Annotated in this window: 12 protein-coding genes; 9 read left to right on the forward strand and 3 right to left on the reverse strand. The window is 67.9% G+C overall.

Features of this window, described 5'->3' with window-relative positions; translation table 11 throughout:
- Window positions 1-447, forward strand: a complete 447-nt coding sequence (locus tag D9X30_RS06530) for a carboxymuconolactone decarboxylase family protein (protein WP_153946931.1) — start codon at window positions 1-3, stop codon at window positions 445-447.
- 89 nt (window positions 448-536) lie between these two features.
- Here the strand turns inward: D9X30_RS06530 and D9X30_RS06535 are convergent, their stop codons facing one another.
- Window positions 537-1091 carry a host attachment protein gene (locus D9X30_RS06535; RefSeq protein ID WP_153946932.1) on the reverse strand — a complete coding sequence of 185 codons (555 nt, stop codon included), beginning with the start codon at window positions 1089-1091 and terminating at the stop codon, window positions 537-539.
- A gap of 377 nt (window positions 1092-1468) precedes the next feature.
- Between D9X30_RS06535 and D9X30_RS06540 the strand changes: the two genes are divergently transcribed.
- The 6 genes from D9X30_RS06540 (at window position 1469) to D9X30_RS06565 (ending at window position 8739) form a co-directional block, all read left to right on the forward strand.
- Window positions 1469-2122, forward strand: coding sequence for a PepSY-associated TM helix domain-containing protein (locus D9X30_RS06540; RefSeq protein ID WP_153946933.1), 654 nt, complete (start codon window positions 1469-1471; stop codon window positions 2120-2122).
- A 42-nt stretch (window positions 2123-2164) separates the two neighbouring features.
- On the forward strand, window positions 2165-2686 hold the full coding sequence (locus tag D9X30_RS06545; protein ID WP_092597077.1) for a DUF2271 domain-containing protein: 522 nt from the start codon (window positions 2165-2167) through the stop codon (window positions 2684-2686).
- A 23-nt stretch (window positions 2687-2709) separates the two neighbouring features.
- Window positions 2710-3582 (forward strand): DUF4198 domain-containing protein, encoded by an 873-nt coding sequence (locus tag D9X30_RS06550; RefSeq protein WP_153946934.1) that lies wholly within the window; start codon window positions 2710-2712, stop codon window positions 3580-3582.
- Window positions 3583-3601: 19 nt separating this feature from the next.
- Window positions 3602-4615, forward strand: coding sequence for an FAD:protein FMN transferase (locus D9X30_RS06555; RefSeq protein ID WP_153946935.1), 1014 nt, complete (start codon window positions 3602-3604; stop codon window positions 4613-4615).
- Entirely contained in the window at window positions 4612-6201 is a 1590-nt protein-coding gene (locus tag D9X30_RS06560; RefSeq protein ID WP_153946936.1) for a sulfite reductase subunit alpha, read from the forward strand. Before D9X30_RS06555 ends, D9X30_RS06560 begins: the two co-directional genes overlap by 4 nt.
- 99 nt (window positions 6202-6300) lie before the next feature.
- Complete coding sequence (locus tag D9X30_RS06565; protein WP_153946937.1) at window positions 6301-8739, forward strand: penicillin acylase family protein; 2439 nt, start codon at window positions 6301-6303, stop codon at window positions 8737-8739.
- A gap of 138 nt (window positions 8740-8877) precedes the next feature.
- Here D9X30_RS06565 and D9X30_RS06570 read toward each other — a convergent pair whose 3' ends face one another.
- Entirely contained in the window at window positions 8878-11898 is a 3021-nt protein-coding gene (locus D9X30_RS06570) for an FAD-binding and (Fe-S)-binding domain-containing protein (protein WP_153946938.1), read from the reverse strand.
- Window positions 11899-11973: 75 nt separating this feature from the next.
- Window positions 11974-12666 carry a GntR family transcriptional regulator gene (locus D9X30_RS06575; RefSeq protein ID WP_153946939.1) on the reverse strand — a complete coding sequence of 231 codons (693 nt, stop codon included), beginning with the start codon at window positions 12664-12666 and terminating at the stop codon, window positions 11974-11976.
- 251 nt (window positions 12667-12917) lie between these two features.
- Here D9X30_RS06575 and D9X30_RS06580 point away from each other — a divergent pair, with 251 nt between their 5' ends.
- Window positions 12918-14126 carry a pyridoxal-phosphate-dependent aminotransferase family protein gene (locus D9X30_RS06580; protein WP_153946940.1) on the forward strand — a complete coding sequence of 403 codons (1209 nt, stop codon included), beginning with the start codon at window positions 12918-12920 and terminating at the stop codon, window positions 14124-14126.
- 116 nt (window positions 14127-14242) lie between these two features.
- The gene (locus D9X30_RS06585; RefSeq protein ID WP_153946941.1) at window positions 14243-15247 is read left to right on the forward strand and encodes a Bug family tripartite tricarboxylate transporter substrate binding protein; all 1005 of its coding nucleotides are present in this window, start codon (window positions 14243-14245) and stop codon (window positions 15245-15247) included.
- Window positions 15248-15256 lie beyond the last annotated feature (9 nt).

The raw sequence follows: 15256 nt of genomic DNA on the forward strand, positions 1-15256 counted from the left end.
ATGAGACTGGACTACACCAAGGCAGCGCCGAACGGCGTGAAGGCCTTCGGCGGCGTGTATGGCTACATCATGCAGTCGGGGCTGGAAGACGTGCTCGTCGACCTGGTCTACCTGCGCGTCAGCCAGATCAACAACTGCGCCTACTGCCTGGACATGCACACGCGCGACCTGATCAAGAAGGGCGTGTCGCCGCAGAAGCTGGCGCTGTTGCCGGCCTGGCACGAAGCGGGCGCGCTGTTCAGCGACCGCGAGAAGGCGGCCCTGCGCTGGGCCGAATCGGTGACGCGCGTGGCGGATACCCATGTGCCCGATGCCGATTTCGATGTGGCCGCAGCGGCCTTCAGCGAAAAGGAACTGGCCGACCTGACCATGGCCATCGGCCTGATGAACGCGTTCAACCGCCTGGCCATCAGCTTCCGGCGCGGGCCGGAGCCGGCACCGGCCTGAGCGTTGAAGCCCTGCTGCCCCGAAGCAGGCTGCCCGCGGGCGCTTGGCACGGCGCGCCCCCGGGCATTCGTCAGACAGTCGGCGGGCGCCTACCGCATCGGCAGGCTGCCGATGGCATTGCCGCCGCCCTGGCCGGTGCCGATGCGCGGATCGCGGCGTGCCGGCATGATGCCGTCGTCGGCCATGCGCTGCTGCAGGTCCTGGTCAGGAAGCTGGCAATAGTCCTTGCCCAGTTCCCGCGTCACGGCATCGCTTACCGACTGCGGCAAGGCCTTGCGCAGCAGCCCCAGAAAGCGGGGCGGCGCGATCACCACCAGTTCGTCGAATCGCTGCTTGCTGCGGGCGTCTTCCAGCATCTTCGCCACCCGGCGCGCAAACAACTGCGCTTCCTGGTGAATCTCGTCCTCGCCCGCCGATGACACCACCGTGGCCATGCGGCCTGCGTGTGCGCCGGGGTGGCCGGCATCGCCCTGAACGGACGCCTGCGCCCGCCGGCCGTAGGCGTCGCGCCTCAGATCGGCATTGTCCGCGTGGGCGCCGGCATCGGTGATCTTCTCGACCTCTTCCAGCCGCGCATTGTCGCCGCGCGCGGCGACTATCCTCGCGACACCCTCGTCCGCAACAAGGATCCAGACTGTTTTCATGAGATGTCTCCGATTGCGGCCTGGGAATCAGGCCCGTGGAGTAAAGGCCTGCAAACGCCACGCCACCCGGGTGGCCCGCCAGCGTCCGCGCGTGCGCGCCCGATAAGTGGGCAAGCGCGTCACGGATTGCAGGTTCGACCGGCAGCGACGCAAGATTTGCCGACGGGCCCGGCCCGGCGCCAGATGGGATCGTCAGGGACGCCAGCGTAATCAACCGTAACCAAAACACCCTCACCGCGCAGCCGCCCATGGTTGCCGCGCCAAATGAGAACAATTATCATCCTTCCGGCTCGCGGCGACATTGTGATGTCATCGCCAGTTTCCGCAGCGGATGACGCGCCGTCCGGCGCACCCCGCGCATCGTCTCCAGCATCCGAATGACCGACACCGCGCCAGTTTCCGGCCAGCAGCGCCGCGCGTTCTGGCTCAAGCATCTTCACCAGTGGCACTGGATCAGTTCCGCGATCTGCCTGATCGGGATGCTGATGTTCGCCATTACCGGATTCACGCTCAACCATGCCGGCCAGATCGAGGCCCGGCCCAAGGTTGTCACGCGTACCGAGACGGCGCCGCGCGATGTGGTCAGTGCGCTGCGCAGTGCCATGCCGGCCGGCGCCGACAGAAAGAACCAGAAGGGGCCCGTGCCGCCAGCGCTGGCGGACTGGCTGGCCCGCTCGCTCGATGTCGATGCGGCCGGGCGCGACGCGGAATGGTCGGCCGACGAAATCTACGTGGGCCTGCCGCGTCCCGGCGGCGATGCCTGGGTCAGCGTGGCGCTCGATTCCGGCGAAGTGCAGTTCGAATCCACCTCGCGCGGTGCCGTCTCGTACCTGAACGATCTGCACAAGGGCCGCAACACGGGCCGGGCGTGGAGCCTGTTCATCGATGTCTTCGCCATCGCCTGTCTGGTGTTCAGCGTGACTGGCCTGTTCCTGCTGAAGCTGCACGCGTCGGGCCGCGTGGCCACGTGGCCGCTGGTGGGGGCGGGGCTGGTGATACCGCTGCTGCTGGCCATCCTGTACATCCACTGATCCGCTTCACTTCCCATTCCATCGAGAAAGGTAGTTTTGACAATGCGCCGACTCCTGACCGTCACCATGACCGGCCTTGCCGCCGCGCCGCTGGCGCCCGCCATGGCCGCCGACCTGAACGTCAAGGTGGAGATTCCCCGCCTGAACGTGGCGGAATACCACCGTCCGTACGTGGCGATGTGGATCGAGCGCGCCGACCAGAGCCCAGTGCAGACGCTGGCGGTCTGGTACGACGCCAAAAACAAGGAAGGCGAGGGCACGAAGTGGCTCAAGGACATGCGCCAGTGGTGGCGCAAGGCCGGCCGCGACATGCAGATGCCCGCAGACGGCGTGTCCGGCGCCACGCGCGCACCGGGCGAGCATGCGCTGACCTTCAAGGATGGCAAGGCGCCGCTGGGCAAGCTGCCGGCCGGCGACTACCAGCTGGTGGTCGAAGCCGCGCGCGAAGTGGGCGGCCGCGAACTGGTGCGCGTGCCGTTCTCGTGGCCGGCCAAGGCCGCACAGACCGCCAGCGCCAAAGGCGAACACGAACTCGGCGGCGTGACCGTCGAAGTCAAACCTTGATGCGAACCGAACGGAGTCCGACCATGACCAAGCCTGCCCGCATTGCTGCCCGCCCTCCTGCCCGCGCTTCTGCCGGCTTTTCCAGCCGTCTTTCCACCCGCCTCGCCGTCCTGGCGCTGGCCGCGCTGGCCCCGCTGGCCGCTCACGCGCACCGCCAGTGGCTGCTGCCGTCGGCCACCGTGCTGTCAGAGAAGGACGCCTGGGTGACCGTGGACGCCGCGGTGTCCAACGACCTGTTCTACTTCGAACACGTGCCGATGCGGCTGGACAACCTGGCCGTGACCGCGCCCGATGGCAAGACCGCCGTATCGGCGGAAAACGCATCGACCGGCAAGTACCGCAGCACGTTCGACCTGCACCTGACCCAGCCTGGCACCTATCGCGTGGCCGTGGTCAACCAGGGGGTGTTCGCGAGCTGGAAGGAAAACGGCCAGACCAAGCGCTGGCGCGGTGCCGCCGATACGTTCGCGAAGAACGTGCCGGCCGGCGCGCAGGACCTGCAGGTCAACGAAATCGCCGGCCGCATCGAGACCTATGTCACGAACGGCCGTCCGACCCGGCAGGTGCTGAACACCACGGGCAAGGGCCTGGAACTGGCGCCGATCACTCATCCGAACGACCTGATCGCCGGTGAAACGGCCAGCTTCCGCCTGCTGCTCGACGGCAAGCCGGCCGCCAGCCAGAAGGTATCGGTGGTGCCGGGCGGCATCCGCTACCGCGACCGCCTGAACGAGATCGAGGCCACGACCGATGCGGACGGCAAGTTCAGCGTCAAGTATCCGGCGCCGGGCATGTACTGGATGGAAGCCGAGACCCGCGACGACAAGACGTCGATCAAGGAAGCCAAGGCGCGCCGTGCCACGTACGCCGTGACCGTGGAAGTGCTGCCGCAATAAGCACGACCCCGGACTGCCCATGCACCGCGTGCTGATCCCCGTCGCGCTGGCCGCGCCCCCGCCGTCGCCCGTTCCGGCGGGGCAGGTGCGGCAATGGGCGGGCGAAACCATGGGCACCACGTGGTCGGTCAGTGCCGTGCTGGCGCCGGGGCAGGCCGACGACCGGGGCGAGGCGATCGAAGCCGGCATCCGCGCCGTGCTCGATGGCGTCATCGCGCAGATGAGCAACTGGTCGGATACATCGGACCTGTCGCGCTTCAACCATGCCGCCGCCGATTGCTGGGTCACGCTGCCCGACGATTGCTTCGGCGTGCTGCAGGCGGCGTTGCAGACGGCGCGCGACAGTGGCGGCGCCTATGACCCCACCGCCGGCCCGCTGGTGGACCTGTGGGGCTTCGGTCCGGCAGGGCGGCGTGCCGCCACGCCGTCGGTGGACGACGTGCTGCGCGCGCGGGAGCGTTGTGGCTGGCAGCGGCTGGACGTCGATGCCGGTCGGCGCCGTGTGCGCCAGCCCGGCGGGGTGTCGCTGGACTTTTGCGCCATCGCCAAGGGGTTTGCCGTCGATGCCGTGTCGCGCCATCTCGACGCACAAGGGTTGGCGCACCATCTGGTGGAAATCGGCGGCGAGCTGCGCGGCCAGGGGCTCAAGCCCGATGGCATGCCGTGGTGGGTCGAACTGGAATCGCCTACGGCGGATGGTGCCGCGCCCGCGCGTACGCTGGTTGCGCTGCTCGGTTTGTCGGTGGCCACGTCCGGTGACTATCGCCGCTACTTCGAGCGGGACGGACAACGCATTGCCCATACGATCGATCCGCGCACCGGCTATCCGGCCGCCCACGCGCTGGCATCGGTCACGGTGATTCATCGCGATTGCATGCTGGCCGATGCGCTGTCCACCGCGCTGACCGTGCTCGGGCCCCAGGCCGGCATGGCTTTCGCGCAGCGCCACGCGCTGGCGGCGCGGTTCCTGGTGCGCACGCCGGAAGGCTTCGACGAACGCACCACGCCGGCCTTTGCGGCGATGCTGTCATGACGCGCTGGCTGTGGGGCATCGTCTTCGCGGCCGGCGTGGCGCTGGCCATGCTGGCGCACGGCCGCACCCTGGCGGCGGCGGGCGTGGTCGTGGCCTATATCGCATTCTGCGCCGGTGTGATTGGCGCACACCGGCGGCGCCGCGCGGCGCGCGCGATGCTGTCGGCACCCGGCGACGGCCAGGGCAAGCCGACATTGGTGGCGTACGCCAGCCAGACCGGCTTTGCCGAACAACTGGCGACGCAAACAGCTCGGGCGCTGCAGGGCGCGGGCATGCCGGTGCAACTGCTGTCGTTTGCCGATCTCGATGGCAGGCATCTGGCCGCGTGCGGGCAGGCCCTGTTCCTGGTCAGCACCACGGGCGAGGGCGATGCGCCGGACATGGCTTCGGGCTTTGCGCGCAAGCTGCTGTCTGGCACCACGCCCGACGCGCTACAGCCACTGCGCTACGGCATTCTGGCGCTGGGCGACAGCAGCTATGCGCGCTTCTGCGCCTTCGGCCATACGCTGTCCAGCTGGCTGCAACGCCATCAGGCCAAGCCGCTGTTCGATATGGTCGAAGTCGACAACGGCGACCCCGGCGCGCTGCGGCACTGGCAGAACCACCTGTCGGCGCTGTGCGGCGGCGCCGAGATCGAAGATTGGGAGCGGCCGCGCTACGGGCGGTGGCAGCTTGTGGAGCGCCGGCTGCTGAACCCGGGCAGTCTCGGGCAGCCGGCCTGGCATCTGGCGCTGGTGCCGGAAGCCGCCGGCGATCTGGCGTGGCAGGCCGGCGATATCGCCGAAGTCGGCCCCTGCCAGCCGCCTGAGGCGGTGGCGCGGCTGCTGGACAAGCTGTCGCTCGATGGTGCGATCCAGGTCCGCTGCGACAGCCGTCCGATGACGCTGGCCGACGCACTGGCCACGCGCTTGCCCCTGCCCGATGCGCATCTGTCGACGATGGCGGGCCTGGCGCCGCAGGCGCTGGTCGATGCGCTGCCGGCGTTGCCGCATCGCGAGTATTCGATTGCGTCGCTGCCGGCCGATGGCAGGCTTGAACTGCTGGTGCGGCAGACCGTGCGTGCGGATGGCTCGCTCGGTCTGGCTTCGGGCTGGCTGACGCGGTACGCCGCCGAGGGCGCCCACATTGCGCTGCGCGTGCGCAGCAATCGCGGCTTCCACGCGCCCGACGACGACCGGCCGCTGATCCTGATCGGCAACGGTACCGGGCTGGCCGGCCTGCGGGCGCTGATCAAGACCCGCGCCGCCCAGGGCTGGCATCGCAACTGGCTGCTGTTTGGCGAGCGCGCCGCCGCGCACGACGACTTCCACGGGGCAGAACTTGCGGCGTGGCGCGAACAGGGCGTGCTGCAGCGTATCGACCGCGCGTGGTCGCGCGACGGCGGCGTGCCGCACTACGTGCAGGACGCCGTGCGGGCGGCGGCGGCCGATATCGCGGCGTGGGTGGCACAAGGCGCGTCCATCTACGTCTGCGGCAGCCTGCAGGGCATGGCCAGCGGCGTGCATGCGGTGCTGGCCGATATCCTGGGCGATGCGCGCCTGCAGCAGATGATCGATACCGGCCACTACCGGCGCGACGTCTACTAGCCGCGTCCGGCGCCAACAGGCGTTTTTTGCGGCGGCGCAGGATCGCCGCCGCGATCACATTCCGCTATCCTCGCTGTCAGTTTCCGTCGAGGAGTCCCGATGTCCCGTCCCATCCGTCCATGGCGCCGCGCAGCGGTTGCCGCCCTCTGGCTGGCCGCCGCCAGCTTGCCCGTCCACGCTGCCGGCCCGGACAAGTTCGCGGTGCCCGGCCTGGAAAAGCCGGCCACGGTACTGGTGGATCGCTGGGGCGTGCCCCATATCTACGCCAACACGCTCTATGACGCGTTCTACGTACAGGGCTTCATGGCCGCGCGCGACCGTCTCTGGCAGATCGACCTGTGGCGCAAGCGCGGGCTGGGCGAAATGGCCCGGGACTTCGGCCCGGCCTATGTGGAAGGCGACCGCATGGCGCGTGCGGTGCTGTTCCGGGGCGACATGTATCGCGAATGGCTGGCCTACGGGTCCGATGCCAAGCGCGTGGCGGAGGCCTTCGTGGCCGGCGTGAACGCCTATGTGGCGCAGGTGGAGGCGCATCCGGAACTGCTGCCGCCCGAGTTCAAGATCCTCAACTACAAGCCTGCGCGCTGGCACGCCGAAGACATCGTGCGCATCCGCCACCATGGGCTGACGCTGAACTTCACGGGCGAGATCGACCGCGCGCAGATCTTCTGCTACGTGAAGCCCAACGCCGTGCGCGCCGACTGGGTGCGCCGCGAGCTGGATCCCCCCGTCGAACCCAAGGTGCCCGAAGGGCTCGACACCTGCGCCGTGCCGGCTGCCGAGCTGCGGCGTGCCTACGACCTGGCGACCGCCGCGCCGCGCTTTCCGAAGGATTGGTGGTCGCAGGGCGCCAGCAAGGCCGAGAACATCCCGGTGGACCAGCTCTACGCCACCGTCGACGCCAACAGCGACACGGGCCGCAGCCTGGGCTCGAACAACTGGGTGATAGCCGGCAGCCGTACCACCACGGGCCGGCCGATCCTGGCCAACGACCCGCATCGGGCGCATGGCGCGCCGAGCCTGCGCTATATCAGCCATCTCAATGCGCCGGGATTGTCGGTCATCGGCGCGGGCGAGCCGTTCCTGCCCGGCATCTCGATTGGCCACAACGGCACGATTGCCTTCGGCCTGACCCGGTTCTACATGGACCAGGAAGACCTCTACGTCTACGAGACCAATCCCGCCCAGGCGCACGAATACCGCTACAAGGGCCGGTGGGAGCCGATGGAGACCGTCACCGAGCAGATCGCCGTGCGCGGCGAAGCCACGCCCCGCAAGGTGACGATCGACTACACCCGGCATGGTCCGGTGCTGTACGCCGATGCCAAGACCGGCCGCGCCTACGCGCTGCGGGCGGCGTGGCTGGATTACGGCATGGCGCCGTACTTCGGCTCGATGGACTATATGCGCGCCCAGAACTGGGACCAGTTCCGCGCGGCCATGAACCGCTGGGGCGCGCCGGGCGAAAACCAGGTCTATGCCGACCGCTCCGGCAATATCGGCTGGATTCCGGGCGGGCTGACCGTCAACCGTCCCAACTGGGATGGCCTGATGCCGGTGCCCGGCGATGGCCGCTACGAGTGGGCCGGCTATCGCAACATGGATGAACTGCCGTGGGCGTTCAACCCGGCGCCCGGCTACGTGGTGACGGCCAACGAGAACAACATCCCGGCCAATCACCCGGCCGCGAAGATCGGCGTGGGCTACGAATGGAGCGACAGCGCGCGGGCCCGCCGGCTGAAGGCGCTGGTGGCGGCGAATCCGCGCAGCTCGCTGGAAGATTCGATGGCGTGGCAGAACGACACGGTATCGCTGCCGGCGCAGCGCGTGGTGGCGCTGGTCAAGCCGCTGAACAGCAGCGACGCCCAGGTGCAGCGCGGTCTGGACCTGCTGCGCGGCTGGGACGGCAACGAGCGGGCCGACAGCGCCGCCGCCGCGCTGTTCGAGGTCTGGTTCAGCAAGCACCTGCGCACGGCCGTGGTGCGGGCCGCGCTGTCGCCGGAAGGCGCGCGCCTGGTCGGCCCCGGCGATGCCAGCCGCGTGATCGCGGTGCTGGAGCGGCCCGACACCTGGATGACCGTGGACAAGCGCAACGAGATCATGACCAGCACGCTGAAGCTGGCGATGGCCGAGATCGAGAAGAAGCTCGGCAGCGACCCCAGAACCTGGCAATGGGGCAAGCTGCACACGGCCGTGTTCAGCCACCCGCTCGATCCGATCCTGGATGCGGCGCAGCGCCAGCAGTTCGATGTCAACGCCGGACCGATCGGCGGGTCGTCGTTTACGCCGATGAATACGAGCTACCGCAACAGCGACTTCCAGCTGACGGCCGGTGCTTCGTTCCGCATGGTGCTGGATGTGGGCAACTGGGACGCTTCGCGCGTGGTCAACACGCCCGGACAGTCGGGCAATCCGGCCAACCCGCACTATCGCGACCTGGCGCCGCTGTGGGCCAGGGGGGAATACTTCCCGCTCGTGTATTCGCGCAAGGCGGTGGAAAAGGAAAGCAAGGAGCGGGTGGAACTGGTGCCGCAGTGAGGGGGTGTTGTCTTGTCTTGGGGGATGGGGGCGCCCGCCCTCTCCCCCGGCCCCTCTCCCGCATGGCGGGAGAGGGGAGCAAACCGGCAGGGCTTGAAATGCCGTGGGGGTTGGGGGAGAGGGCAGGCCTCACCAAAGCTACAGCGCCATCTCCAGCACCCGCGCCACGTGCAAGGCCTCGCGGCCGGCGCCGTCGTGTATCTGGTGGCGGCAGCTTGTGCCATCGGCCACGACCAGCGTATCGGCATCGGCCTTGCGCACCGCGGGCAGCAGCGCCAGTTCGCCCATCCGCATCGACACGTCGTGGTGCTCGGCCTCGTAGCCGAAGCTGCCAGCCATGCCGCAGCATGACGATTCGATCAGCGCGGTCTTGAGTTCGGGAATCCAGCCCAGCACCTGCTCCACCGGCCGGACTGCGTCGAACGCCTTCTGGTGGCAATGGCCGTGCAGCAGCGCCTGCCGGTGGCCGATCGGCTTCAGGGTCGGCGCGAAGCGGCCGGCCGCGTGTTCGCGCACCAGGAATTCCTCGAACAGGAACGCGTGGTCCGCCAGCGCACGGGCCGCGTCGCCGTAGCCGTACTGCAGGAATTCGTCGCGCATCGACAGCAGGCACGACGGTTCGAGGCCCACCACCGCCACGCCGCGCGCGACAAACGGCAGCAGCATGTCGAGCGCGCGCTTCGCTTCGGCCTTTGCTTCATCGACCAGACCCGCCGCCAGGAACGTGCGGCCGCAGCACAGCGGACGCTCGCCGGGCACGCCAGACAGGTGCACGGTATAGCCGGCCGCTTCCAGCACCCGATGCGCCGCCCGTGCGTTGCCGGGTTCCATGTGATTGTTGAAGGTGTCGACGAACAACACCACCTCCTTGCCGCCGGCGGGCCGTGCCCGGTAGTCGTCGCGCAGGAACGCCGGCTGCCAGCGCGGCAGCGAGCGTCTGGCCGACAGCCCCAGCAGCCGCTCGCCCAGTTGGGGCAGCCCCGGCACACGGTCGCGCAGGTTGAACAGCCAGGGCAGCTTGCTGGCAGTGCCTGCATAGCGCGGCAGGAAGGCCACGAGCTTGTCGCGCAGGCGCAGGCGGCCCGCGCGGGCGTTGGCGGCGCGCACCTCGATCTTCATCTTGGCCATGTCGATGCCGGTGGGGCAGTCGCGCTTGCAGCCCTTGCAGGACACGCACAGGTCCATGGTGTCCCTGACGGCGGGATCGAGCAGGCCATCGCTGCCAAGCTGACCCGACAGCGCCAGCCGCAGCGTGTTGGCCCGCCCACGCGTCAGGTGCTGCTCGTCGCGCGTGACGCGATAGCTCGGGCACATGGTGCCGGCGTCGAACTTGCGGCAGTGGCCGTTGTTGTTGCACATCTCCACGGCGGCCGCCAGGCCGTTGGCGGGGTCCAGCCCGGTGCCCGGTGTGCTTTCCACCTCGGTGACAGGATCGCGCGTGACGTTCCAGGCCGACCAGTCCAGCGCCGGCTCCAGCGGCTTGACGGTATAGCCGGGCGGGAAGCGGAACAGCGACGTGTCGTCCATCTTCGGCGTGCGCACGATCTTGCCGGGGTTGCAGCGGTTGTCGGGATCGAACAGCGCCTTGATCTCGGCAAATGCATTCGCCAGCGACGGCCCGAACTGCCAGGCCACCCATTCGCCGCGGCACAGGCCGTCGCCATGCTCGCCCGAGTACGCGCCCTTGTACTCGCGCACCATGGCCGCCGCTTCTTCGGCTATGGCGCGCATCCTGGCCGCGCCGTCGCGGCGCATGTCGAGGATGGGCCGCACATGCAGCGTGCCCACGCTGGCGTGCGCATACCAGGTGCCGCGCGTGCCGTGCTTGTGGAAGACCTCGGTCAGGCGCGATGTGTATTCGGCCAGGTGTTCGAGCGGCACCGCGCAGTCCTCGATGAACGACACCGGCTTGCCGTCGCCCTTCATGCTCATCATGATGTTCAGGCCGGCCTTGCGCACTTCCCACAGCGCCTTCTGCGGGCCGGCGTCGGGCATTTCCACGACCGAGCCGGGCAGGCCCAGGTCGGCCATCAGTTCCCCCAGTTGGCGCAGGCCGCGCAGCGTGGCGTCGCGGTCTTCGCCGGCAAACTCCACCAGCAGGATGGCCTCGGGCTCCCCGATCAGCGCCTTGTCGATGACGGGCCGGAAGGCGGGGTTGCTGCGCGCCAGGTCGATCATGGTGCGGTCGACCAGTTCCACGGCCGCCGGCTTGAGCGCGACGATATGGCGCGTCAGGTCCATCGACTGGTAGAACGTCGGGAAATTGACCACGCCCAGCGTCTTGTGGGCGGGCAGCGGCGCAAGCTGCAGCGTGATCTGGCGGAAGTAGGCCAGCGTGCCCTCCGAGCCCACCAGCAGGTGCGCCAGGTTGACGCTGCCGTCGGCGGTGTACGGCCGCTCGTTCTGGGGCTGGAAGATATCGAGGTTGTAGCCGCCCACGCGTCGCAGCACCTTCGGGTACATCTGTGCGATGGCCTCGCGTTCACGCTCGGCGATGCGCCGCACGCCGTCGGCAATGGCGCGGTGCGGCGCATCCTCGGCCGGCCAGCGGGCATCGAAGCGGACGTCGTCGCCGTTGGCCAGGATGGCCTGGACGCCCAGCACGTTGTGGACCATGTTGCCGTACTGGATCGAGCGCGAGCCGCATGAGTTGTTGCCGGTCATGCCGCCGATCGTGCATTGCGCGGCGGTGGAGACGTCCACCGGGAACCACAGGCCGTGGGGCTTGAGCCACGCGTTCAGGTGGTCGAGCACGATGCCGGGCTGCACGGTGACCGTGCGCGCCTGTGGGTCGAAGTCGATCACCTGGTTCAGGTACTTGCTGTTGTCGATGACCAGCGCCTCGCCCACGGTCTGGCCGCATTGGCTGGTGCCGCCGCCGCGCGGCAGCAGCGGCGCCTTCAGGTCGCGGGCGATGTCCAGCGCGAGCCGCGCGTCGGCTTCATCGCGCGGCACCACCACGCCGAGCGGCATGATCTGGTAGATCGACGCGTCGGTGGCGTAGCGGCCACGGCTGGCGGTATCGAACAGCACGTCGCCACGCAGTTCGGCGGCCAGGCGCCGGTACAGCGGCGATTGCAGGGCCGGCGCGGTGGCCGCGCCGGGCATGAAGCGCAGCGGTTGCACGCCGGGTGGCGTGGGGGTGACAGGCAAGGCCATGAGCGGGGATGTCTCCGGTTGCGGACACTCGAAGACGCCGCCATGGCCGGGAGCGCCCGCTGCGGGCGCTTCGGTTCAGGCGGCGACGTTCTGTGCGCGTTCTAGTTCGGCGATCAGCGCGTCGTGCTTGTGTTCCAAGTGCGCGCGCAGGATGTCACGCAGGGCCGCACCGTCGCGCCTGGCCAGGGCATCGATCATGTCGCCGTGCTCGCGCACGGCCATGTCCCATTTGTCCTGGTCGAAGTTCGAGCGGAAACGCAGCGCCTGGATGCGCAGGTTGATGCGTCGATAGGTCTCCTCAAGAATCGGATTGCGCGCCGCCGCGTTGATGGCGTCGTGAATGCGCCGGTTCAGCGCGTAGTAATTGGGCAGGTCGCGCCGGGCGTGGCAGGCCAGCATTTCGAAGTGCAACGCGCGGATCTCGTTGAGCTCGGCCTCGGTGATGCGCTGGCAGGCCAGTTCGCCAGACATGGCTTCGAGCGCGCCCATCATTTCAAAGAGGTGGTTGACGGTGTCGGTCGACAACACCACCACCTCGGCGCCGCGGTTCGGCAGCAGCGTCACCAGCCCGTCGGCGGCCAGCACCTTGAACGCTTCGCGCAACGGCGTGCGGGATACCTGCAGCAGGTCGCACAGCACGCGTTCATTGAGCCGCGTGCCTGGCGCAAGATCGCCCTCCATGATCATCGTGCGCAGGCGCTGGGCCACCGCCACATGCAGGATCTGGCGGTCCACGGCTTGCGAGGAAAGGGTTGGAGTAGTGCTCATCAGGGATCGTGTAGCTTGACAGTATTGTATTCAAAACCTACTCTGGGGCAAGCACGAATCACGTTCCGGTGCGATTTTCGGTGCCGGGAATCATGCAGCGACTGGCATAAAGGCCTTGTAGTTGTTGATTTACAAGGCTTTTATGCGGGGCGGCAGGTGGACATGCTTGCCAACATTATCCCGCATGCTGGCGCTGCAGTGCATCCCCGTTTTTTGAATACAAAATTCAAACATAAAGGACACGAGGCGACATGATCCGACTGAATTCCCATCCGAGCGGCCGGCACTTCCTGCAGATCCCGGGCCCCACCAACGTGCCGGATCGGGTGCTGCGCGCGATGGACTACCCGACCATCGACCACCGTGGCCCTGAATTCCAGCAGCTTGGCAAGAAGGTGCTGGCCGATATCCGCAAGGTCTTCCAGACCGAGCAGCCCGTGGTCATCTACCCGGCCTCGGGCACCGGCGCGTGGGAGGCGGCACTGGTCAACACGCTGTCGCCGGGCGACAAGGTGCTGATGTACGAGACCGGCCATTTCGCGTCGCTGTGGAAGAAGATGGCCGACAAGCTGGGCTTGAACCCGGAATTCATCGTGGGCGACTGGCGCCACGGCGTGGATGCGGCGGCCATTGGCGCGCGCCTGGCCGCCGACAGCAGCCACGAGATCAAGGCGGTCTGCGTGGTGCACAACGAAACCTCGACCGGCGTCACGTCCGACGTAGCGGCCGTGCGCCGTGCCATCGACGCCGCCAATCACCCGGCCTTGCTGCTGGTGGACACGATCTCGTCGCTGGGCTCGGTCGACTATCGCCACGACGATTGGGGCGTGGACGTCACCGTGTCGGGCTCGCAGAAGGGCCTGATGCTGCCGCCGGGCATCTCGTTCAACGCGGTCAGCCAGAAGGCGATTGCCGCGTCGGCCCAGGCGAAGCTGCCGAAGGCGTTCTGGGGCTGGGAAGAGATCCTCGAATCGAACAGGAACGGCTTCTGGCCATACACGCCGGCCACGAACCTGCTCTACGGGCTGTCCGAAGCGTGCGACATGCTGCTGGAGGAAGGCCTGCCGAACGTATTCGCGCGCCACCAGCGCCATGCGGCCGCAACGCGTGCCTGCGTGACGGCCTGGGGCCTGGAAATCCTGTGCCAGAACCCGGCCGAGTACAGCCCGGCGCTGACCGCCGTGGTCATGCCCGATGGCCACAGCGCCGATACGTTCCGCAAGGTCGTGCTGGAGAACTTCAACATGTCGCTGGGGCAGGGCCTGTCGAAGCTGTCGGGCAAGGTCTTCCGGATTGGCCACCTGGGCGATTTCAACGACCTGACGCTGATGGGCACGCTGGCCGGCGTGGAGATGGGGCTGGCGCTGGCGGGCGTGCCGCACCGTGCCGGCGGCGTACTGGCCGCGATGGAAAGCCTGCGCAATGCCGCGGCGTCGCAGCCTGCGTTGCGCGCAGCCTGATCCCGATCCCGCCAACCCGACCGATATAGCAGAAAGAGGCGGCCCTTCAGAGGCCGCCACGACAACAGGCCGATGCGCCGCCAGAGCGCACCGCCGCCACCCAAAGGAGACAGACCATGACGTTTCGTTATGCTGCGCGCGCGCTCGCGTGCGCCTCGCTGTTTGGTGTCGCGCTGGCCGCAGCGCCGGCTTTCGCATGGGAACCCACCAAGCCGGTGGAGGTGGTCGTGCCCTTCAGCGCCGGCGGCGCGTCGGACCAGATGGCGCGTTCGATCCAGGGCATCATCGCCAAGCACAAGCTGATGAACCAGCCGATGATCGTCGTGAACAAGGCCGGTGCCAGTGGCGCGGAAGGCCTGATGGATACCAAGGCCTCGAAGGGCGACGCGCACAAGCTGCTGGTCACCTCGTCGGCGCTCTACACCGTGCCGATGATCAGCCAGCTGCCGTTCAACTGGCGCGACCTGACGCCGGTGGCGATGGTGGCCATGGACGAATTCGTGCTCTGGACCAATGCCGAGGCGCCGTACAAGACGCCATCCGAATACCTGGCCGAAGTGAAGAAGGCGCCGGGCAAGTTCAAGATGGGCGGCACGAGCTCCAAGCGCGAAGACCAGATCATCACCGCGCAGACCGAACGCCGCGCCGGCGTGCGCTTCATCTACATCCCGTACAAGGGTGGCGGCGAGGCGGCCACGCAGTTGTCAGGCAAGCATATCGACTCCAACGTCAATAACCCGTCCGAATCGATCGGCCAGTGGCGTGCCGGCGAGCACCGCGCGCTGTGCGTCTACGCGCCCGAGCGCATGCAATACACCACCAGGATCACGGGCACGCAGAGCTGGCACGACATCCCCACCTGCAAGGAACAGGGCCTGGACGTGCAATACCAGATGCTGCGCGTCTTCATGCTGCCCGGCGGCGTCACGCCGGACCAGCAGAAGTACTACGTGGACCTGATGCAGAAGGTGGTGGCCACGCCCGAGTGGAAGGAATACCTGGAGAAAAACGCGCTCAAGAACGACTTCATCGCCGGCCCCAAGCTCGTGGAGTTCCTGACGGCCGACGAGACACGCCACAAGGACATCATCAAGGAAGCGGGTTTCGTGGCGGCCAAATAAGGGCTGATT

The organism is Cupriavidus sp. U2, assembly GCF_009663685.2.
In the GTDB taxonomy this organism is placed as follows: Bacteria; Pseudomonadota; Gammaproteobacteria; order Burkholderiales; family Burkholderiaceae; genus Cupriavidus; species Cupriavidus necator_C.

What these genes read in the sequence shown, in the direction of transcription:
- D9X30_RS06530 (WP_153946931.1), top strand. Translation starts at nt 1, where the DNA reads ATGAGACTGGACTACACCAAGGCAGCGCCGAACGGCGTGAAGGCCTTC.
- D9X30_RS06570 (WP_153946938.1), bottom strand. Translation starts at nt 11,898, where the DNA reads ATGGCCTTGCCTGTCACCCCCACGCCACCCGGCGTGCAACCGCTGCGC.
- D9X30_RS06550 (WP_153946934.1), top strand. Translation starts at nt 2,710, where the DNA reads ATGACCAAGCCTGCCCGCATTGCTGCCCGCCCTCCTGCCCGCGCTTCT.
- D9X30_RS06545 (WP_092597077.1), top strand. Translation starts at nt 2,165, where the DNA reads ATGCGCCGACTCCTGACCGTCACCATGACCGGCCTTGCCGCCGCGCCG.
- D9X30_RS06540 (WP_153946933.1), top strand. Translation starts at nt 1,469, where the DNA reads ATGACCGACACCGCGCCAGTTTCCGGCCAGCAGCGCCGCGCGTTCTGG.
- D9X30_RS06555 (WP_153946935.1), top strand. Translation starts at nt 3,602, where the DNA reads ATGCACCGCGTGCTGATCCCCGTCGCGCTGGCCGCGCCCCCGCCGTCG.
- D9X30_RS06585 (WP_153946941.1), top strand. Translation starts at nt 14,243, where the DNA reads ATGACGTTTCGTTATGCTGCGCGCGCGCTCGCGTGCGCCTCGCTGTTT.
- D9X30_RS06560 (WP_153946936.1), top strand. Translation starts at nt 4,612, where the DNA reads ATGACGCGCTGGCTGTGGGGCATCGTCTTCGCGGCCGGCGTGGCGCTG.
- D9X30_RS06565 (WP_153946937.1), top strand. Translation starts at nt 6,301, where the DNA reads ATGTCCCGTCCCATCCGTCCATGGCGCCGCGCAGCGGTTGCCGCCCTC.
- D9X30_RS06575 (WP_153946939.1), bottom strand. Translation starts at nt 12,666, where the DNA reads ATGAGCACTACTCCAACCCTTTCCTCGCAAGCCGTGGACCGCCAGATC.
- D9X30_RS06535 (WP_153946932.1), bottom strand. Translation starts at nt 1,091, where the DNA reads ATGAAAACAGTCTGGATCCTTGTTGCGGACGAGGGTGTCGCGAGGATA.
- D9X30_RS06580 (WP_153946940.1), top strand. Translation starts at nt 12,918, where the DNA reads ATGATCCGACTGAATTCCCATCCGAGCGGCCGGCACTTCCTGCAGATC.